The sequence below is a fragment of the Burkholderia sp. Ac-20365 genome, from assembly GCF_017104715.1.
Classification (GTDB): Bacteria; Pseudomonadota; Gammaproteobacteria; order Burkholderiales; family Burkholderiaceae; genus Paraburkholderia.
In genome coordinates this window covers 131,432-148,455 of record NZ_JAAGPI010000020.1, presented here as the reverse complement: position 1 = coordinate 148,455, position 17,024 = coordinate 131,432, and the positions used below count along the sequence as shown (strand labels likewise).

29 protein-coding genes are annotated in these 17,024 nt (G+C 58.8%); 27 read left to right on the top strand and 2 right to left on the bottom strand.

Annotated features, from left to right (window positions below; genetic code table 11):
* Positions 1-6: 6 nt before the first annotated feature.
* The 26 genes from rpsS (at position 7) to dsbD (ending at position 14,033) form a co-directional block, all read left to right on the top strand.
* Positions 7-282 carry a 30S ribosomal protein S19 gene (rpsS, locus tag G3O01_RS27750; protein WP_006998484.1) on the top strand — a complete coding sequence of 92 codons (276 nt, stop codon included), beginning with the start codon at positions 7-9 and terminating at the stop codon, positions 280-282.
* 12 nt (positions 283-294) lie between these two features.
* Entirely contained in the window at positions 295-624 is a 330-nt protein-coding gene (rplV, locus tag G3O01_RS27745) for a 50S ribosomal protein L22 (protein WP_004199272.1), read from the top strand.
* Between the two features lie 11 nt (positions 625-635).
* Positions 636-1,430, top strand: coding sequence for a 30S ribosomal protein S3 (rpsC, locus tag G3O01_RS27740; RefSeq protein ID WP_012402193.1), 795 nt, complete (start codon positions 636-638; stop codon positions 1,428-1,430).
* A 2-nt stretch (positions 1,431-1,432) separates the two neighbouring features.
* Positions 1,433-1,849, top strand: a complete 417-nt coding sequence (rplP, locus tag G3O01_RS27735; protein WP_007730545.1) for a 50S ribosomal protein L16 — start codon at positions 1,433-1,435, stop codon at positions 1,847-1,849.
* A gap of 10 nt (positions 1,850-1,859) precedes the next feature.
* Positions 1,860-2,054 carry a 50S ribosomal protein L29 gene (gene rpmC, locus G3O01_RS27730; protein WP_007180130.1) on the top strand — a complete coding sequence of 65 codons (195 nt, stop codon included), beginning with the start codon at positions 1,860-1,862 and terminating at the stop codon, positions 2,052-2,054.
* Positions 2,051-2,323 (top strand): 30S ribosomal protein S17, encoded by a 273-nt coding sequence (gene rpsQ / locus G3O01_RS27725; RefSeq protein ID WP_007730563.1) that lies wholly within the window; start codon positions 2,051-2,053, stop codon positions 2,321-2,323. Before rpmC ends, rpsQ begins: the two co-directional genes overlap by 4 nt.
* 293 nt (positions 2,324-2,616) lie before the next feature.
* Entirely contained in the window at positions 2,617-2,985 is a 369-nt protein-coding gene (rplN, locus tag G3O01_RS27720; RefSeq protein ID WP_007730565.1) for a 50S ribosomal protein L14, read from the top strand.
* A gap of 9 nt (positions 2,986-2,994) precedes the next feature.
* Entirely contained in the window at positions 2,995-3,300 is a 306-nt protein-coding gene (gene rplX, locus G3O01_RS27715; protein WP_109478345.1) for a 50S ribosomal protein L24, read from the top strand.
* 16 nt (positions 3,301-3,316) lie between these two features.
* The gene (gene rplE, locus G3O01_RS27710) at positions 3,317-3,856 is read left to right on the top strand and encodes a 50S ribosomal protein L5 (protein ID WP_006052214.1); all 540 of its coding nucleotides are present in this window, start codon (positions 3,317-3,319) and stop codon (positions 3,854-3,856) included.
* Positions 3,857-3,863: 7 nt separating this feature from the next.
* Complete coding sequence (gene rpsN / locus G3O01_RS27705) at positions 3,864-4,169, top strand: 30S ribosomal protein S14 (protein WP_109478343.1); 306 nt, start codon at positions 3,864-3,866, stop codon at positions 4,167-4,169.
* Between the two features lie 14 nt (positions 4,170-4,183).
* Entirely contained in the window at positions 4,184-4,579 is a 396-nt protein-coding gene (rpsH, locus tag G3O01_RS27700; RefSeq protein WP_007730595.1) for a 30S ribosomal protein S8, read from the top strand.
* A gap of 19 nt (positions 4,580-4,598) precedes the next feature.
* Complete coding sequence (gene rplF, locus G3O01_RS27695; protein ID WP_109478342.1) at positions 4,599-5,129, top strand: 50S ribosomal protein L6; 531 nt, start codon at positions 4,599-4,601, stop codon at positions 5,127-5,129.
* 12 nt (positions 5,130-5,141) lie between these two features.
* Entirely contained in the window at positions 5,142-5,507 is a 366-nt protein-coding gene (gene rplR / locus G3O01_RS27690; RefSeq protein ID WP_008923336.1) for a 50S ribosomal protein L18, read from the top strand.
* Between the two features lie 14 nt (positions 5,508-5,521).
* On the top strand, positions 5,522-6,040 hold the full coding sequence (gene rpsE, locus G3O01_RS27685; RefSeq protein WP_007730604.1) for a 30S ribosomal protein S5: 519 nt from the start codon (positions 5,522-5,524) through the stop codon (positions 6,038-6,040).
* Between the two features lie 10 nt (positions 6,041-6,050).
* Positions 6,051-6,233, top strand: a complete 183-nt coding sequence (rpmD, locus tag G3O01_RS27680) for a 50S ribosomal protein L30 (protein WP_004202755.1) — start codon at positions 6,051-6,053, stop codon at positions 6,231-6,233.
* 30 nt (positions 6,234-6,263) lie between these two features.
* Complete coding sequence (gene rplO, locus G3O01_RS27675; protein WP_109478341.1) at positions 6,264-6,698, top strand: 50S ribosomal protein L15; 435 nt, start codon at positions 6,264-6,266, stop codon at positions 6,696-6,698.
* A gap of 46 nt (positions 6,699-6,744) precedes the next feature.
* Positions 6,745-8,091 carry a preprotein translocase subunit SecY gene (gene secY, locus G3O01_RS27670; protein WP_012402182.1) on the top strand — a complete coding sequence of 449 codons (1,347 nt, stop codon included), beginning with the start codon at positions 6,745-6,747 and terminating at the stop codon, positions 8,089-8,091.
* A gap of 8 nt (positions 8,092-8,099) precedes the next feature.
* Complete coding sequence (gene infA, locus G3O01_RS27665) at positions 8,100-8,318, top strand: translation initiation factor IF-1 (protein ID WP_004521905.1); 219 nt, start codon at positions 8,100-8,102, stop codon at positions 8,316-8,318.
* 20 nt (positions 8,319-8,338) lie between these two features.
* Positions 8,339-8,455 carry a 50S ribosomal protein L36 gene (gene rpmJ, locus G3O01_RS27660; protein WP_004199844.1) on the top strand — a complete coding sequence of 39 codons (117 nt, stop codon included), beginning with the start codon at positions 8,339-8,341 and terminating at the stop codon, positions 8,453-8,455.
* A 41-nt stretch (positions 8,456-8,496) separates the two neighbouring features.
* A complete protein-coding gene (gene rpsM, locus G3O01_RS27655) occupies positions 8,497-8,862 on the top strand; it encodes a 30S ribosomal protein S13 (RefSeq protein WP_013589830.1) in 366 nt (121 codons plus the stop codon).
* Positions 8,863-8,890: 28 nt separating this feature from the next.
* Positions 8,891-9,295 (top strand): 30S ribosomal protein S11, encoded by a 405-nt coding sequence (rpsK, locus tag G3O01_RS27650; RefSeq protein WP_006052224.1) that lies wholly within the window; start codon positions 8,891-8,893, stop codon positions 9,293-9,295.
* A 146-nt stretch (positions 9,296-9,441) separates the two neighbouring features.
* Positions 9,442-10,065, top strand: coding sequence for a 30S ribosomal protein S4 (gene rpsD / locus G3O01_RS27645; RefSeq protein WP_205809810.1), 624 nt, complete (start codon positions 9,442-9,444; stop codon positions 10,063-10,065).
* Between the two features lie 124 nt (positions 10,066-10,189).
* Positions 10,190-11,167 carry a DNA-directed RNA polymerase subunit alpha gene (gene rpoA / locus G3O01_RS27640; protein ID WP_007730697.1) on the top strand — a complete coding sequence of 326 codons (978 nt, stop codon included), beginning with the start codon at positions 10,190-10,192 and terminating at the stop codon, positions 11,165-11,167.
* Positions 11,168-11,306: 139 nt separating this feature from the next.
* Positions 11,307-11,702 (top strand): 50S ribosomal protein L17, encoded by a 396-nt coding sequence (gene rplQ, locus G3O01_RS27635; RefSeq protein WP_007730705.1) that lies wholly within the window; start codon positions 11,307-11,309, stop codon positions 11,700-11,702.
* Between the two features lie 149 nt (positions 11,703-11,851).
* Positions 11,852-12,184 (top strand): divalent-cation tolerance protein CutA, encoded by a 333-nt coding sequence (gene cutA, locus G3O01_RS27630; RefSeq protein ID WP_346779224.1) that lies wholly within the window; start codon positions 11,852-11,854, stop codon positions 12,182-12,184.
* Positions 12,177-14,033 (top strand): protein-disulfide reductase DsbD, encoded by a 1,857-nt coding sequence (dsbD, locus tag G3O01_RS27625; RefSeq protein WP_205809809.1) that lies wholly within the window; start codon positions 12,177-12,179, stop codon positions 14,031-14,033. The genes cutA and dsbD overlap by 8 nt, the downstream gene beginning before the upstream one ends.
* A 131-nt stretch (positions 14,034-14,164) precedes the next feature.
* Here the strand turns inward: dsbD and hemB are convergent, their stop codons facing one another.
* Both hemB and yihA read right to left on the bottom strand, forming a co-directional pair.
* Positions 14,165-15,163 carry a porphobilinogen synthase gene (hemB, locus tag G3O01_RS27620; protein ID WP_205809808.1) on the bottom strand — a complete coding sequence of 333 codons (999 nt, stop codon included), beginning with the start codon at positions 15,161-15,163 and terminating at the stop codon, positions 14,165-14,167.
* Positions 15,164-15,413: 250 nt separating this feature from the next.
* On the bottom strand, positions 15,414-16,064 hold the full coding sequence (gene yihA / locus G3O01_RS27615; RefSeq protein WP_205809807.1) for a ribosome biogenesis GTP-binding protein YihA/YsxC: 651 nt from the start codon (positions 16,062-16,064) through the stop codon (positions 15,414-15,416).
* Positions 16,065-16,330: 266 nt separating this feature from the next.
* Here yihA and G3O01_RS27610 point away from each other — a divergent pair, with 266 nt between their 5' ends.
* A complete protein-coding gene (locus G3O01_RS27610; protein WP_205809806.1) occupies positions 16,331-16,984 on the top strand; it encodes a c-type cytochrome in 654 nt (217 codons plus the stop codon).
* The last annotated feature ends 40 nt before the right edge of the window (positions 16,985-17,024 follow it).

Here is a 17,024-nt window from a genome sequence, read left to right as displayed (position 1 = left end):
TAGGCAATGGCACGTTCTATTAAAAAAGGTCCGTTCTGCGACGCCCATTTGCTGAAGAAAGTTGAGGCGGCTGCAGCATCGCGCGACAAGAAGCCAATCAAGACCTGGTCGCGTCGCTCGACGATCCTGCCGGACTTCATCGGTCTGACGATCGCTGTTCACAACGGCCGTCAACACGTTCCGGTGTACGTCACGGAAAACATGGTCGGCCATAAGCTTGGCGAGTTCGCACTGACCCGTACGTTCAAGGGTCACGCGGCCGACAAGAAGGCCAAGAAATAAGGGGCAATCAAGATGGAAGTGAAAGCAATTCATCGCGGTGCCCGCATCTCGGCGCAGAAGACGCGCCTTGTGGCTGACCAGATTCGTGGTTTGCCGGTCGACAAGGCGCTGAACGTTCTGACGTTCTCGCCGAAGAAGGCGGCGGGTATCGTTAAGAAGGTCGTGCTGTCTGCGATCGCGAATGCGGAGCACAACGAAGGCGCCGATATCGACGAGCTCAAGATCAAGAGCATCTACGTCGACAAGGCTGCTTCGCTGAAGCGTTTTACCGCGCGCGCAAAGGGTCGCGGTAACCGCATCGAGAAGCAATCCTGTCACATCACTGTGACGGTCGGGAATTAAGGAGCCATACGATGGGACAGAAAATTCATCCGACTGGCTTCCGTTTGGCCGTCAGCCGCAATTGGGCTTCGCGTTGGTACGCGAACAACAACAATTTCGCGGCGATGTTGCAGGAAGACATCGGTGTTCGTGAATACCTGAAGAAGAAGCTGAAGAACGCGTCCGTCGGCCGCGTTGTGATCGAGCGTCCTGCAAAGAACGCACGTATCACGATTTTCAGCTCGCGTCCGGGTGTCGTGATCGGCAAGAAGGGTGAAGACATCGAACTGCTGAAGTCCGAGCTGCAAAAGCGCATGGGCGTTCCGGTTCACGTCAACATCGAAGAAATTCGCAAGCCGGAAACGGATGCGCAGCTGATCGCTGATTCGATCACGCAACAGCTCGAGCGCCGGATCATGTTCCGTCGCGCGATGAAGCGTGCAATGCAAAACGCGATGCGTCTGGGTGCTCAAGGCATCAAGATCATGAGCGCTGGCCGTCTGAACGGCATCGAAATCGCTCGTACGGAATGGTATCGCGAAGGTCGCGTGCCCCTTCATACGCTGCGCGCCGACATCGACTACGCAACTTCGGAAGCGAAGACGACGTACGGCATCATCGGCGTGAAGGTGTGGGTCTACAAGGGCGACACGCTCGGCCGCAACGACGCTCCGGTGGTTGAAGAAGTCGCCGAAGAAAAGCGTCCGCGCCGCAACGCACGCCCGGGCGACCGCCGCCCGCGTCGCGATGGTGAAGGTGCACCGGCAGGTGCTCGCCGTGGTGCTCCGCGCCGCGGTGGTGCCGGCGACGGTAAGACTGGAGAATAACGATGCTGCAACCGAAACGCAGGAAGTATCGCAAAGAGCAGAAGGGTCGTAACACGGGCGTCGCAACGCGTGGTAACGCGGTGTCGTTCGGCGAATACGGCCTGAAGGCTATCGGTCGCGGCCGCCTGACCGCGCGTCAGATTGAAGCAGCGCGTCGTGCAATGACGCGTCACATCAAGCGTGGCGGCCGTATCTGGATTCGCATTTTCCCGGACAAGCCGATCTCGCAAAAGCCGGCTGAAGTGCGGATGGGTAACGGTAAGGGTAACCCTGAGTACTACGTCGCTGAGATTCAACCGGGCAAGATGCTGTACGAAATGGACGGTGTGACCGAAGAACTGGCACGTGAAGCGTTCCGTCTGGCTGCAGCGAAGCTGCCGCTGAAGACGACGTTCATGGTTCGCCAGCTCGGCGCCTAAGGAGTGAATGATGAAGGCATCCGAACTTCACCAGAAAGATCAGGCCGCGCTCAACAAGGAGCTGTCGGACCTGTTGAAGGCGCAATTCGGCCTGCGCATGCAACTCGCGACCCAGCAGCTCACGAACACGAGCCAGCTGAAGAAGGTTCGTCGCGACATCGCACGTGTGCGGACCGTCCTGACTGAGAAGGCGAACCAGAAATGAACGATAGCGTAAAAACCTCGCTCAAGCGGACGCTGGTCGGCAAGGTCGTCAGCAACAAGATGGACAAGACGGTTACCGTGCTGGTCGAGCACCGCGTGAAGCACCCGATCTACGGCAAGTACGTCGTACGTTCGAAGAAGTACCACGCTCACGACGAAGCGAACACGTATAACGAGGGCGACCTCGTTGAAATCCAGGAAACTCGTCCGGTGTCGAAGACGAAGGCTTGGGCCGTGTCGCGTCTGATCGAAGCTGCTCGCATCATCTAAAGCGGCTGAGCTGTAAGAAGTAGTTGAAATCGCAGTAGATTTCGCTTGCAAGACCGAGATTATTTGTTATAATCTCGGTCTTCCCTCTTTGTGGGAGCCCCATCGCGGGCGAAGTCGTAGGTGGGGGAAGCGACTAGGGCGCCAGTCCTTGTCGACAGATTCACCGGATTGCGATGGCGGGTTTCGTTTGCCGTCGCTGCTGTTCATACCCAAGCAGCCGATTGGCTGACGGGACCAAGACTGACCGAATGCATCATGGTGGTGTGTTCGGATTAAGTTGGGAAAGATAAACCATGATCCAGACCGAAACTCGGCTAGAAGTGGCCGACAACACGGGTGCGCGTGAAGTCATGTGCATCAAGGTGCTCGGCGGCTCGAAGCGTCGTTATGCCAACATCGGCGACATCATCAAGGTGACCGTCAAAGAGGCAACGCCGCGCGGGCGCGTGAAGAAAGGCGAAATCTATAACGCCGTGGTGGTTCGTACCGCCAAGGGTGTTCGTCGTCAAGACGGCTCGCTGATCAAGTTCGATGGCAACGCAGCCGTGCTTTTGAATACCAAGCTTGAGCCTATCGGCACCCGTATTTTCGGGCCGGTTACGCGTGAGCTGCGCAGCGAACGTTTCATGAAGATCGTTTCGCTCGCGCCGGAAGTGCTGTAAGGAGCCGAGATGAACAAGATTCGCAAGGGTGACGAAGTCATCGTCATCACCGGCAAGGACAAGGGCAAGCGCGGTGTCGTGCTGGCTGTTGCTGAAGACCGCGTGACTGTCGAAGGCCTCAATATCGCCAAGAAGCATGTGAAGCCGAACCCGATGAAGGGTACGACGGGCGGCGTGGAAGCGAAGGCAATGCCGTTGCAGATTTCGAACGTCGCTCTCGTCGACGCGAATGGCAAGCCGTCGCGTGTCGGCATCAAGGTCGAAGGGGACAAGAAGGTCCGTTTCCTGAAGACGACCGGTGCTGTGCTGGCCTGACGCTGCGGAGTAAAAAATGGCACGTTTGCAAGAATTTTATAAAGAGAAGGTTGTTCCCGGCCTGATCGAGAAGTTCGGTTACAAGTCCGTGATGGAAGTGCCGCGCATCACCAAGATCACCCTGAACATGGGTCTTGGCGAAGCCGTCGCTGACAAGAAGATCATCGAGAACGCCGTTGGCGATCTGACGAAGATCGCGGGCCAGAAGCCGGTGATCACGAAGGCACGCAAGGCAATCGCGGGCTTCAAGATCCGTCAGGGTTATCCGATCGGTGCAATGGTCACGCTTCGTGGCCAGGCAATGTACGAATTCCTGGACCGTTTCGTGACGGTTGCGCTCCCGCGTGTGCGTGACTTCCGTGGCGTGTCTGGCCGTGCATTCGACGGTCGTGGCAACTACAACATCGGTGTGAAAGAGCAGATCATTTTCCCCGAAATTGACTACGACAAAATCGACGCGCTGCGTGGGCTGAATATCAGCATCACGACAACTGCGAAGACTGACGACGAAGCAAAGGCACTGCTCGCCAGCTTCAAGTTCCCGTTCAGAAACTGAGGTTACCGTGGCTAAACTGGCACTGATCGAACGTGAAAAGAAGCGTGCGCGCCTGGCTGCCAAGTTCGCACCGAAGCGTGCTGAGCTGAAGGCGGTCATCGACGACCAAAGCAAGTCGGAAGAAGAGCGCTATGCGGCTCGTCTGGAGCTGCAGCAACTGCCGCGTAATTCGAACCCGACCCGTAAGCGCAATCGTTGCGCGATCACAGGTCGTCCGCGTGGCACGTTCCGTAAATTCGGGCTGGCGCGTAACAAGATTCGTGAAATCGCGTTCCGCGGCGAGATCCCTGGCCTGACCAAGGCGAGCTGGTAATAGGAGAAACATAAATGAGCATGAGTGATCCTATCGCCGATATGCTGACTCGCATCCGCAACGCGCAGATGGTTGAGAAGGTTTCGGTGACGATGCCCTCGTCGAAAGTGAAGGTTGCGATCGCGCAAGTCCTGAAGGATGAAGGCTATATCGACGATTTCGCAGTGAAGGCTGAAGGTGCGAAGTCGGAATTGAACATCGCGTTGAAGTACTACGCTGGCCGTCCGGTTATCGAGCGCCTCGAGCGCGTTTCGAAGCCTGGTCTGCGCGTGTACCGCGGCCGCAACGACATTCCGCAGGTGATGAATGGCCTGGGCGTTGCGATCGTTTCGACGCCGAAGGGTGTGATGACTGACCGCAAGGCGCGCGCTACGGGCGTCGGCGGCGAAGTCATCTGCTACGTCGCTTAAAGCCGAAGGGAGAAGAAACATGTCTCGAGTAGGTAAAAGCCCGATCGCGCTGCAAGGCGCAGAAGTGGCCCTGAGCGACGAACGCATTACCGTCAAGGGCCCGCTGGGTTCGATTTCGCAAAATGCGAATCGCCTGGTGAAAGTGGTGAACGACAACGGCACGCTGAAGTTCGAGCCGGTTGACGAAAGCCGCGAAGCAAATGCGATGTCGGGCACGATGCGCGCGCTGGTCGCGAACATGGTGCAAGGCGTGACCAAGGGTTTCGAGCGCAAGCTGACGCTGGTTGGCGTTGGTTATCGTGCGCAAGCGCAAGGCGACAAGCTGAATCTGTCGCTGGGTTTCTCGCACCCCGTGGTGCACCAGATGCCGGAAGGCGTCAAGGCTGAAACCCCGTCGCAAACCGAAATCGTGATCAAGGGGATCGACAAACAGAAAGTTGGCCAGGTCGCTGCAGAAGTGCGCGGCTACCGTCCGCCGGAGCCCTATAAGGGCAAGGGCGTGCGCTATGCCAACGAGGTTGTGATCCTCAAAGAAACGAAGAAGAAGTAAGGGTGCGCAATCATGGATAAGACTCAATCTCGCCTGCGCCGCGCTCGTCAGACGCGGATCAAGATCGCTGAGCTGCAAGTCGCGCGTCTGGCCGTGCATCGCACGAACACGCACATCTATGCGCAAGTGTTCTCGCCGTGCGGCACCAAGGTGCTCGCAAGCGCATCGACGCTCGAAGCCGAAGTGCGTGCGCAACTGGCCGACCAGTCGGGCAAGGGCGGCAACGTTGCTGCTGCGACCCTGATCGGCAAGCGCATTGCAGAAAAGGCTAAGGCTGCCGGCATCGAATCCGTCGCCTTTGACCGCTCGGGTTTCCGCTACCACGGCCGCGTGAAGGCGCTGGCTGATGCGGCGCGCGAAGCCGGGCTCAAGTTCTAAGGAAGGAATTCGTCATGGCAAAGATGCAAGCGAAAGTTCAGGCTGACGAACGCGACGACGGCCTTCGCGAAAAGATGATTTCGGTCAATCGCGTGACCAAGGTCGTGAAGGGTGGCCGTATTCTCGGCTTCGCCGCACTGACCGTGGTTGGCGACGGTGATGGCCGCGTCGGCATGGGCAAGGGCAAGGCTAAGGAAGTTCCGGTTGCTGTTCAAAAGGCAATGGAACAAGCCCGCCGCAACATGTTCAAGGTGCCGCTCAAGAACGGTACGCTGCAACACGAAGTGCACGGCAAGCACGGCGCATCGACGGTTCTCCTCGCTCCGGCGAAGGACGGTACCGGCGTGATCGCTGGCGGTCCGATGCGCGCTGTGTTCGACGTGATGGGCGTGCAAAACGTTGTGGCCAAGAGCCACGGTTCGACGAACCCGTACAACCTCGTTCGTGCGACGCTGGACGGTCTGCGCAAGCAGTCGACGCCGGCTGACATCGCGGCGAAGCGTGGTAAGTCCGTCGAAGACATTCTGGGCTAAGGTGGTCACCATGTCTGAAAAAACTGTCAAGGTTCAGCTCGTCAAGAGCCTGATTGGGACCCGCGAATCGCACCGCGCTACGGTGCGCGGTCTCGGCCTGCGCCGTCTGAACTCGGTTAGCGAGCTGCAGGACACGCCGGCTGTGCGCGGCATGATCAACAAGGTCTCGTACCTCGTTAAGGTCATCGGCTAAGCGGCCGTTCGGGCACTCAAGGAGTTGATAATGGAATTGAATAACCTGAAGCCGGCTGAAGGCGCGAAGCACGCAAAGCGTCGCGTTGGTCGCGGCATCGGCTCCGGCCTCGGCAAGACCGCTGGCCGTGGTCACAAGGGTCAGAAATCGCGTTCGGGTGGCTTTCACAAGGTTGGCTTCGAAGGCGGTCAAATGCCGCTGCAACGTCGCCTGCCGAAGCGTGGTTTCACGTCGCTGACGAAGGAATTCGTTGGTGAAGTGCGACTCGGTGATCTGGAAAAGCTGCCGGTCGACGAAATCGATCTGTTGGCACTGAAGCAAGCCGGTCTGATCGGTGAGTTGATGACCAGCGCGAAGATCATTGCGACGGGCGAGCTCAAGCGCAAGATCGTTGTGAAGGGTCTGGGTGCGACGAAGGGCGCGCGCGCTGCGATCGAAGCAGCTGGCGGTTCTTTCGCCGAGTAACGTGCAAGTCGTTTGCCGTCACTAGCATTTGCATCGGAGAAGGTACTTGGCTAACAGCCCGAGTCTCGCAAAACCCGGTCGAAGCGCGGCGAAGTTTGGCGATCTGCGTCGGCGTGCAGTATTCCTGCTGCTGGCGCTGGTCGTCTACCGAATTGGCGCGCATATTCCGGTGCCGGGTATCGACCCGGACCAACTGGCGAAGTTATTCCAAAGCCAGTCGGGCGGCATCCTTGGCATGTTCAACATGTTCTCGGGTGGCGCACTTTCGCGGTTCACGATTTTCGCGCTTGGGATCATGCCGTATATCTCGGCGTCGATCATCATGCAGTTGCTGGCGATCGTCTCGCCGCAGCTCGAAGCGCTGAAGAAGGAAGGGCAGGCAGGTCAACGGAAGATTACGCAGTACACGCGTGTCTTTACGGTGGTTCTGGCAACGTTCCAGGCATTCGGTATTGCTGTCGCGCTGGAAAATCAGCCGGCGCTGGTGATCGATCCTGGCATGGTCTTCCGGCTGACGACGGTTGTGACGCTCGTGACCGGCACGATGTTCCTGATGTGGCTTGGTGAGCAGATTACGGAACGCGGTCTGGGTAACGGCATTTCGATCATTATTTTCGGCGGTATCGCAGCGGGTTTCCCGAATGCGATTGGTGGTCTCTTTGAACTGGTTCGCACCGGCTCGATGAGCATCATTTCCGCGATTATCGTGGTCGCGTTGATTGCTGCGGTAACGTATCTGGTGGTGTTCATCGAACGCGGCCAGCGCAAGATTCTTGTGAACTACGCGAAGCGGCAGGTCGGCAACAAGATTTACGGTGGACAGTCGTCGCATCTGCCGTTGAAGCTGAACATGTCGGGCGTGATTCCGCCGATCTTCGCATCGTCGATCATCCTGTTCCCGGCAACTATCCTGAACTGGTTCAGTTCGGGGTCGCGGACTGGTTGGTTCGCGGACACGCTGCACAACGTGGCCGAAGCGCTCAAGCCCGGTCAGCCCGTGTACGTGTTGCTGTACGCGTTGGCGATCGTGTTCTTCTGCTTCTTCTACACCGCGTTGGTGTTCAACAGCAGGGAGACGGCCGACAACCTGAAGAAGAGTGGTGCATTCGTCCCGGGTATTCGTCCGGGTGACCAGACGGCACGCTATATCGACCGCATCCTGACGCGTTTGACGTTGGCCGGTGCGATCTACATCGTGTTCGTTTGCTTGCTGCCCGAGTTTCTGGTGCTGCGCTGGAATGTGCCGTTTTATTTTGGTGGAACGTCGCTGCTGATCATTGTCGTCGTCACAATGGACTTCATGGCGCAGGTGCAGTCGTACGTTATGTCGCAACAGTATGAGTCGCTGCTGAAGAAGGCAAACTTCAAGGGCGGCGGCGTCCCGATGCGTTGAAAGGACTTATGGCCAAAGACGATGTAATCCAGATGCAAGGCGAGGTTATTGAAAACCTTCCCAATGCTACCTTCCGGGTGAAGCTGGAAAACGGCCATGTCGTATTGGGACACATATCCGGCAAGATGCGGATGCACTACATCCGTATCCTTCCGGGCGACAAGGTGACGGTTGAATTGACGCCTTACGATCTGTCGCGTGCGCGGATCGTGTTCCGGGCGAAGTGATTTGAAAAAAGGGTAATATCATGAAAGTGATGGCATCGGTTAAGCGCATTTGCCGCAATTGCAAGATCATCAAGCGCAAGGGCGTCGTTCGCGTGATTTGCAGTTCCGATCCGCGCCACAAGCAGCGTCAAGGCTGAACGCCGCGCTTTTGTTTGCGCTTTTTGTTTGAGGAAAAACAATGGCTCGTATCGCAGGGGTTAATATCCCGAACCACCAGCACACTGAAATCGGCCTGACGGCAATTTACGGTGTTGGCCGCACGCGCTCGCGCGACATTTGCGTCGCTGCTGGTGTGGCATTTTCGAAGAAGGTTAAGGACCTGACCGACGCAGACCTCGAAAAGCTGCGTGAAGAAGTCGGCAAGTTCATCGTTGAAGGCGATCTGCGCCGTGAAACGACGATGAATATCAAGCGCCTGATGGATCTGGGTTGCTACCGTGGCGTTCGCCATCGCAAGGGCCTGCCCCTGCGTGGTCAACGTACGCGTACGAATGCCCGTACGCGCAAGGGTCCGCGTCGTGCAGCGCAATCGCTGAAGAAGTAAGCGGAACTGACAGTTACAGGAAAACGTAATGGCTAAGGCTTCGAACAACTCCGCGGCGCAACGCGTTCGCAAGAAGGTCAAGAAGAACGTCGCCGAGGGCGTGGTTCACGTTCACGCGTCGTTCAACAACACCATCATCACGATCACCGATCGTCAAGGCAATGCACTGGCCTGGGCAACGTCGGGTGGTCAGGGCTTCAAGGGTTCGCGTAAATCGACCCCGTTTGCAGCTCAGGTCGCAGCTGAATCGGCTGGCCGCGTGGCGATGGAATACGGCGTGAAGAACCTCGAAGTGCGGATCAAGGGCCCCGGTCCTGGCCGTGAGTCCGCGGTGCGCGCGCTGCATGGTCTTGGTATCAAGATCACCGCGATCTCCGACGTGACGCCGGTTCCGCACAACGGCTGCCGTCCGCCGAAGCGTCGTCGTATCTAAGACGCTTGCTCCGCTTGCGCCTGTTGCCGCTAACGGCGGTAGCAGGCTGCTTGCGTTATTGAATTGACTAAGCCCACCGTTCGACCCAAAGGGTTCGGACTAGCGTGAATGCAAATTCACGTGATCAATCATAGAAGGAATGCAAAGTGGCACGCTATATCGGCCCTAAAGCCAAGCTGTCTCGCCGTGAAGGCACCGATCTCTTCCTGAAGAGCGCACGTCGTTCGCTCGCTGACAAGTGCAAGCTTGACAGCAAGCCGGGTCAACATGGCCGCACCTCGGGCGCACGTACGTCCGACTACGGCACGCAGCTGCGCGAAAAGCAAAAAGTGAAGCGCATCTACGGCGTGCTGGAGCGTCAGTTCCGCCGTTACTTCGCTGAAGCCGACCGTCGCAAGGGCAACACGGGTGAAAACCTGCTGAAGCTGCTGGAGTCGCGTCTCGACAACGTCGTGTATCGCATGGGCTTCGGCTCGACGCGCGCTGAAGCGCGTCAGCTCGTGAGCCACAAGGCAATTACGGTGAACGGCGTCGTTGCGAACATCCCGTCGCTGCAAGTCAAGGCTGGCGACGTGATTGCCGTGCGCGAACAGTCGAAGAAGCAGGCTCGTATTCTCGAAGCGCTGTCGCTCGCCGAACAAGGCGGTATGCCGCAGTGGGTTGCTGTCGATTCGAAGAAGTTCGAAGGCACGTTCAAGGCAATGCCGGAACGCAGCGACATCGCTGGCGACATCAACGAAAGCCTGATCGTCGAATTGTATTCGCGCTAATCGGATTAACGGCCGAGGTTCCCCGATTGCGTTAGGCAAGGGGATACCTCGGCTGTTTATTTTCAGGTTGTTACCGGTCAGCCTTATCGGTGTAACGAGCCGAGGGTATTGAAAAGGAAAACCTATGCAAACCAGTTTGTTGAAGCCCAAGATCATCGCTGTTGAATCGCTTGGCGAGAGCCACGCGAAAGTGGTCATGGAACCGTTTGAACGCGGTTATGGCCACACCTTGGGTAACGCGCTTCGGCGCGTGCTGCTGTCGTCGATGGTCGGCTACGCGCCGACCGAAGTGACGATCGCAGGCGTCGTGCACGAGTACTCGACGCTCGATGGTGTGCAAGAGGACGTGGTCAACCTGTTGTTGAACCTGAAGGGCGTGGTGTTCAAGCTGCACAACCGTGACGAAGTGACGGTTACGCTGCGCAAGGAAGGCGAAGGCGTCGTGACGGCTGGCGATATCGAGCTCGCGCACGACTGCGAAGTGATCAACCCTGATCACGTGATCGCGCATCTGTCGAAGGGCGGCAAGCTTGACGTGCAGATCAAGGTCGAAAAGGGCCGCGGCTATGTGCCGGGCAACGTGCGTCGTTACGGCGAAGAGTCGGCCAAGATCATCGGCCGTATCGTGCTGGACGCGTCGTTCTCGCCGGTTCGCCGCGTGAGCTATGCCGTGGAAAGCGCGCGTGTCGAACAGCGTACCGACCTCGACAAGCTCGTGATGAACATCGAAACCAACGGTGTGATTTCCCCGGAAGAAGCGATCCGTCAATCGGCGCGTATTCTGGTCGATCAACTGTCGGTGTTCGCAGCGCTTGAAGGCACGGAAGCAGCGGCAGAAGCACCGTCGCGCGCTCCGCAGATCGATCCGATCCTGCTGCGCCCGGTCGATGATCTCGAACTCACGGTTCGTTCCGCGAACTGCCTGAAGGCCGAGAACATCTACTACATCGGCGACCTGATCCAGCGCACGGAAAACGAGCTGCTGAAGACGCCGAACCTGGGCCGCAAGTCACTGAACGAGATCAAGGAAGTACTCGCTTCGCGTGGCCTTACGCTCGGCATGAAGCTCGAAAACTGGCCGCCGGCTGGTCTCGACAAGTAAGACACGTAGTATCGTCTGGCGAAGACGCGGATTTTCCTTTAAAATCCGCGTCTTGCCTTTTTCAGTACCGGCCCGTGCTTTCGGCGTCACAGAAAGCGATAGAAGAGCTGGACCAAAACTTTGATTCAAGGAAATTGAAATGCGTCACCGTCATGGCCTGCGGAAACTGAACCGCACGAGCAGCCACCGTCTGGCAATGCTCCGTAACATGTCCAACTCGCTGATCGAGCACGAAGTCATCAAGACGACGCTGCCGAAGGCGAAGGAACTCCGTAAAGTTGTCGAGCCGCTGATCACGCTCGGCAAGAAGCCGTCGCTGGCAAACCGTCGTCTGGCGTTCAATCGCCTGCGCGATCGTGACTCGGTCACGAAGCTGTTCGACGTGCTGGGCCCGCGCTTCGCGAACCGTCCGGGTGGCTACCTGCGCATCCTGAAGTTCGGTTTCCGCGTTGGCGACAATGCACCGATGGCTCTGGTCGAACTGCTCGACCGTCCGGAAGTTGAAGAAGTCGAAAACGTTGCAGAAGCTGAATAAGCTTTCTGACAACCGCTAAAAAGCCAGGCGCGAGCCTGGCTTTTTTGTTTCCAGCATGCGTTTGGCTTATGCCATTGGAGCGTCAGCGGGTTAGCAGGACAAGGTGATACGATAGCGTCACCCTGTTTTGGAAAGCGCTGGAGCGGTCGGTGAACGTTAATGTATGTTTGATGCTGACGACCGTGCCCGACCTTGCAACGGCGCAAAAACTGGCTCAGGACGCACTTTCGGCACGTCTCGCCGCCTGCGTGACGCAGCTTGGGAGCGTCCAGTCGAGCTACCACTGGCAGGGCAAGATCGAATCGGCGGAAGAAATCCAGGTGCTGTTCAAGACGAGCGTCGCACGCGCTTTCGAGCTCGAACAGTTCATCCAGGCTGAGCATCCGTACGACACGCCCGAAATCCTTTCCTGGCAAGTCACCGCATCGGCCGCGTATGGCCAATGGGTGAATGCCGAAACGCAACGCCCGATCCATGTTTAACCGTATGTCCCGGCGCTGGCGGAGTCTCGCGCGCTTTCTCACCTTTATCGCAAGCGTACTGCTGCTATCGCTGACGACTACGAGCATCGTACGTGCGGCAGATGACTTCCTCGACCCCGCTGTTGCGTTCCGATTCAGCGCGTCCGAGCAGCCAGGCGAAGTGCTTGTTCACTACAAGATTGCCGACGGCTACTACATGTATCGGGAGCGGTTTGCTTTCACGACCCGCAACGGGACGGTGACGATCGGCGACGCGCAATTGCCCGCGGGTCATGTGAAATTCGACCAGACCTTCGGGAAGAATGTCGAGACCTATCGCGGCGAGCTGACTATCCGCGTACCCGTCAAACAGGCGAATGGGCCATTCGATCTCGCCGTTACATCGCAAGGCTGTGCGGACGCAGGCATCTGCTATCCGCCGATGGAGCGCGTCTACCACGTGGCAGGCGCGGCGCTGCAGCCAGCAGCCGCAGGCAGCACGAGCACTCAGTCCGCACAGGACACTCAAAACGGCGCCTCCTGGTACGAGCGCGCAACCAGCGCGGATTACGCCCAATCGTTGCTACAAGGCGGTGGATTCTTTGCGATCGTCGGCCTGTATTTCGTCGCCGGCGTCGTGCTGAGCCTCCTTCCGTGTTCGTATCCGATGATCCCGATCCTGTCGGCGATCATCATCGGCGAGGGCCCGCGCGTGACGCGGGGCCGTGGTTTCGCGCTGTCGCTGGCGTATGTGATCGGGATGGCGCTTGTGTACACGGTACTGGGCATCGCGGCTGCGCTCGTTGGGCAAAGCCTTGGCGCCTGGTTGCAGAACCCGTGGGTGCTTGGGGCGTTTGCAGTCCTGCTGACGGGCTTTGCGCTCACGTTGATCGCTGGCGTCGATATCGTTTTGCCGCACCGCTTGCAAAGTGGTGTTTCCAAGGTATCCGAGGGCCGGTCGGGCGGGAAATTCGCGGCTGTTGCCGTAATGGGTGCGCTGTCGGCGCTGGTAGTCGGTGCGTGCATGACCGCGCCGCTATTCGCTGTGCTCGCGTTCGTCGCGCATACGGGCAACGCCGTGCTCGGTGGTGCAGCCCTGTTTTCGATGGGCATCGGCTTGGGCGTGCCTCTCCTCATCATCGGGCTTGGCGCGGGCACGCTGCTGCCGCGGGCCGGGGCCTGGATGGACAGCGTGAAGGTCTTCTTCGGGACCGTGCTGCTCGCGGCGGCATTGTGGATCGTGTGGCCGGTTTTGGGGGCGACGGCGCAGATGCTGCTGGCCGCCCTGTGGCTGCTGGTCGCGGCTGCGGGACTGGGACTGTTTTCGCCGCACGCTGGTGGGAGCTCCATCTGGCGTGGGCTTGGTCGAGGAATTGGCGCGGCACTGGCGATCTGGGCTGCAACATTGCTGGTCGGTCTGGCCGCGGGATCGACGGATCCTCTCAAACCGCTCGCCGTGCTTGCTGGCCGGGTATCCAATGCGCCCGTCGAGCAGGCTCAACAGAGCGATCTCGCCTTTGCCCCTGTGAAGTCATCAGGGCAGCTCGATGAAGCCGTCAAAACGGCCGCACAGCCCGCTATGCTCGATTTTTATGCAGACTGGTGTGTCAGCTGCAAAGAAATGGAGAAGTTCACCTTCAGCGATCCGCGCGTCCAGGCGAAGCTCAAGCAGATGAACCTGCTGCGTGCCGACGTAACGGCGAACAGTGCGGACGATCAGACCCTGCTTAAGCGTTTCAATCTGTTCGGGCCGCCGGGGATCATCTTCTTCGACCGTGGTGGGAAGGAAGTGCTGCGTGTCGTCGGATACGAGTCGGCGGATAAATTCCTGAAAAGTCTCGATCGGGCGACGACCGCGCCGCAGACCTGAGCATCAGACATCGTGCGGACGCGAGCAATGCGCCCGCTCGAAAAGCAAAAAGCGGAGGCCGCCTCACGGGAGCCTCCGCTTTTTTTAATCACCACCGTGACACCGCCTGACCCACAGCGGTAACGCCGGCTTTACTTCTGTGCCCGCAGCAGGCGCGCCGCATCCAGCGCGAAGTACGTCAACACGCCGTCTGCACCTGCGCGCTTGAACGCCAGCAGCGATTCCATCATCACCTTGTCGTGATCCAGCCAGCCGTTCTGCGCGGCAGCCTTCAACATCGCGTACTCGCCGCTCACCTGGTAGACGTAAGTCGGAAAGCGGAACTCATCTTTCACGCGACGCACGATATCGAGATACGGCATCCCCGGCTTGACCATCACCATGTCCGCGCCTTCCTCGATGTCAGCGCGCACTTCGCGCAGCGCCTCGTCCGAGTTGGCGGGATCGAGCTGATACGTCATCTTGTTGCCCTTGCCGAGATTCGCTGCGGATCCCACGGCATCGCGGAACGGGCCATAGAACGCCGACGCGAATTTCGCCGAATAAGCCATGATCCGCGTGTGGATTTGGCCTTCGCTTTCGAGCATTTCGCGAATCGCGCCGATCCGGCCGTCCATCATGTCGGACGGCGCAACGATGTCGACACCCGCCTGAGCCTGCGTCTGCGCCTGTTCGACGAGGATCTCGACGGTTTCGTCGTTGATCACGTAGCCATTTTCGTCGAGCACGCCATCCTGGCCGTGGCTCGTGTACGGATCGAGCGCAACGTCCGTCAGCACGCCGAGTTCAGGGAAATTTTTCTTCAGTTCGCGCACGGCACGCGGAATCAGGCCCGCTTCATTGGTCGCCTCGCGGCCATCGGGCGTCTTCAGCGACGGTTCGATCACCGGGAACAGCGACAGCACGGGCACGCCCAGTTCCATGCATTGCTCGGCGACACCCATCAGCAGATCGACGGACACGCGCTCGACGCCCGGCATCGACGGAACGGCCTGACGCACATTCGTGCCTTCGAGCACGAAGACGGGGTAAATCAGATCATTGGTGGTGAGAATGTTCTCGCGCATCAGGCGGCGCGAGAAGTCGTCCCGGCGCATGCGGCGCGGGCGGTGATGCGGATAGAAGCTCATGTGGAGATATCTGCAAAAGTCAAAAATGCCGGCGGACCCCGCCAGAAACTTTTCGAGACAATGGTATATCATACCGATCGAGCAAGGCGCCTAGCGCTGACCTCCCCGCTTCTCCTCCCTGAGCGGGTGCCTGTCGTTTTTCGATTAGGCTGTTTAACCCGCCGTCAACAAGCGGCGGGTTTTTTTCTGGGCGAACGAAAAGCGCCGCCTGCGTTCTACGGCGGCCTTCAGGACCCTGTCCAGCTTCGGTTTATTCGCCGGAATCGCCCGCCGATTCAGGCGCAACCCAACTTTCGATCAGTTCGTGCGCCTCGTCCAGGCCGACCCGCTTGAGCGCGGAAAACAGCTGGGCGGTCAATTCGCCCTGATAACCCGCCGCGCGATATTCATCCAGCCCTTTCTTCGTCGCACGCAACGCATTCACACTTTCCTGGCGGGTCAATTTGTCGCACTTGGTGAGCAGTGTGTGAATCGGTTTGCCCGTCGGCGCGAACCACTCGATCATCCGGCGATCGAGTTCCGTCAGCGGCCGGCGCGAATCCATCATCAGGATCATGCCGCGCAGCTGCGAGCGCGTCTGCAGATACGTCGACAGCAACTGTTCCCAGTGCGCCTTGGCGGCGGCAGGCACTTCGGCGTAGCCGTAGCCGGGCAGGTCGACGAGATTCGCGACAGGTTCGTCCGCCGGTCCCACCGAGAAATAGTTGATGTGCTGTGTGCGCCCCGGCGTCTTACTGGCAAACGCGAGCCGCTTCTGGTTGCAGAGAATGTTGATCGCCGTCGACTTCCCCGCGTTCGAGCGTCCCGCGAACGCGACCTCGGGCTGCGGCGTCGGCGGCAGATCACGCAAGTGATTGACAGTCGTGAAGAAGCGGGCTTGGTGGAGCAGGAAAGACGACATGGAGAAGACCGGAAGGAGGGTAAATGGACGTCGGGCGGACGTCCTGCGCGCATCGACGGACCTGATGAATTGCGGTGCAAGGGCAATGCAGCCCCGCCGTAAAGGCCGGAGAGGCCCGACTGGCGCCAGATCGATTAGCGAGTTATTGTACAATACGATGGTTTACTGAAAACCTGTGAGGCCTCCACGCGGGCCTCGGCGGCTGATCGGTCGCTGTCGTATTTTGCAGAACCTCTAATTCCCACAAGACGAAACAGGGTGTGCGAATGAATCGACTGGGCAAGTTTCTGGTGGTACTTCACACAGCAGCAGGTCTTTCAGGTTTGGCAATACAGGCAAAAGCGGCGGATCAGACAAAGCCGGATTTGAATCGGGGACAAGCAATCGCGGCGCAGGTATGCGCATCATGTCACGGTGCAGATGGCAATAGCGCGGGCGGCGCGTATCCTAAGCTCGCGGGCCAACACCCCGAATATCTCGTCAAGCAGCTCAAGGATTTCAAAACCCAGCCAGGGGCGAAGCAGCCCACGCGCAACAATGCGATCATGGCAGGGATGGTGGCGGCTTTGACCGATGCGGACATGGTCAACGTGGCGGCCTACTTCGCGTCGCAGGCGCCGAAGCCGGGTTACGCGCATAACAAGGACACCGTGGCCCTCGGGCAGAAGATTTACCGCGCGGGCGTCGCAGACAAGGGCGTGCCGGCGTGCGCAAGCTGTCACGGGCCGACGGGGCAGGGCATCCCATCGCAGTATCCGCGTCTGTCGGGGCAATGGGCGGAATACACGGTGGCGCAGTTGAACGCGTTCACGCAGGGGCCGGGCGCGCGCAACAACAACGAAGCCATGCACGCCATCGCATCGCGCCTGTCGGATAGCGAGATCAAGGCGGTTGCCGATTACATCGCGGGCTTGCATTAAGAGCCCGTACGAAAGCGAAGCTGGCTGTCGGGCGAACCAT

Excerpts from the sequence above, each read along its gene's own strand:
- rpsS (WP_006998484.1), top strand. The coding sequence starts at position 7 with ATGGCACGTTCTATTAAAAAAGGTCCGTTCTGCGACGCCCATTTGCTG.
- yihA (WP_205809807.1), bottom strand. The coding sequence starts at position 16,064 with ATGTCGTCTTTCCTGCTCCACCAAGCCCGCTTCTTCACGACTGTCAAT.
- rpoA (WP_007730697.1), top strand. The coding sequence starts at position 10,190 with ATGCAAACCAGTTTGTTGAAGCCCAAGATCATCGCTGTTGAATCGCTT.
- rpsK (WP_006052224.1), top strand. The coding sequence starts at position 8,891 with ATGGCTAAGGCTTCGAACAACTCCGCGGCGCAACGCGTTCGCAAGAAG.
- rpmC (WP_007180130.1), top strand. The coding sequence starts at position 1,860 with ATGAAGGCATCCGAACTTCACCAGAAAGATCAGGCCGCGCTCAACAAG.
- dsbD (WP_205809809.1), top strand. The coding sequence starts at position 12,177 with ATGTTTAACCGTATGTCCCGGCGCTGGCGGAGTCTCGCGCGCTTTCTC.
- rpmD (WP_004202755.1), top strand. The coding sequence starts at position 6,051 with ATGTCTGAAAAAACTGTCAAGGTTCAGCTCGTCAAGAGCCTGATTGGG.
- rpsM (WP_013589830.1), top strand. The coding sequence starts at position 8,497 with ATGGCTCGTATCGCAGGGGTTAATATCCCGAACCACCAGCACACTGAA.
- rplR (WP_008923336.1), top strand. The coding sequence starts at position 5,142 with ATGGATAAGACTCAATCTCGCCTGCGCCGCGCTCGTCAGACGCGGATC.
- rpsE (WP_007730604.1), top strand. The coding sequence starts at position 5,522 with ATGGCAAAGATGCAAGCGAAAGTTCAGGCTGACGAACGCGACGACGGC.
- infA (WP_004521905.1), top strand. The coding sequence starts at position 8,100 with ATGGCCAAAGACGATGTAATCCAGATGCAAGGCGAGGTTATTGAAAAC.
- rplN (WP_007730565.1), top strand. The coding sequence starts at position 2,617 with ATGATCCAGACCGAAACTCGGCTAGAAGTGGCCGACAACACGGGTGCG.
- rplE (WP_006052214.1), top strand. The coding sequence starts at position 3,317 with ATGGCACGTTTGCAAGAATTTTATAAAGAGAAGGTTGTTCCCGGCCTG.
- rplF (WP_109478342.1), top strand. The coding sequence starts at position 4,599 with ATGTCTCGAGTAGGTAAAAGCCCGATCGCGCTGCAAGGCGCAGAAGTG.
- rplP (WP_007730545.1), top strand. The coding sequence starts at position 1,433 with ATGCTGCAACCGAAACGCAGGAAGTATCGCAAAGAGCAGAAGGGTCGT.
- rpsH (WP_007730595.1), top strand. The coding sequence starts at position 4,184 with ATGAGCATGAGTGATCCTATCGCCGATATGCTGACTCGCATCCGCAAC.
- rpsC (WP_012402193.1), top strand. The coding sequence starts at position 636 with ATGGGACAGAAAATTCATCCGACTGGCTTCCGTTTGGCCGTCAGCCGC.
- G3O01_RS27610 (WP_205809806.1), top strand. The coding sequence starts at position 16,331 with ATGAATCGACTGGGCAAGTTTCTGGTGGTACTTCACACAGCAGCAGGT.
- rpmJ (WP_004199844.1), top strand. The coding sequence starts at position 8,339 with ATGAAAGTGATGGCATCGGTTAAGCGCATTTGCCGCAATTGCAAGATC.
- rplO (WP_109478341.1), top strand. The coding sequence starts at position 6,264 with ATGGAATTGAATAACCTGAAGCCGGCTGAAGGCGCGAAGCACGCAAAG.
- rpsQ (WP_007730563.1), top strand. The coding sequence starts at position 2,051 with ATGAACGATAGCGTAAAAACCTCGCTCAAGCGGACGCTGGTCGGCAAG.
- rplX (WP_109478345.1), top strand. The coding sequence starts at position 2,995 with ATGAACAAGATTCGCAAGGGTGACGAAGTCATCGTCATCACCGGCAAG.
- rplV (WP_004199272.1), top strand. The coding sequence starts at position 295 with ATGGAAGTGAAAGCAATTCATCGCGGTGCCCGCATCTCGGCGCAGAAG.
- hemB (WP_205809808.1), bottom strand. The coding sequence starts at position 15,163 with ATGAGCTTCTATCCGCATCACCGCCCGCGCCGCATGCGCCGGGACGAC.
- rplQ (WP_007730705.1), top strand. The coding sequence starts at position 11,307 with ATGCGTCACCGTCATGGCCTGCGGAAACTGAACCGCACGAGCAGCCAC.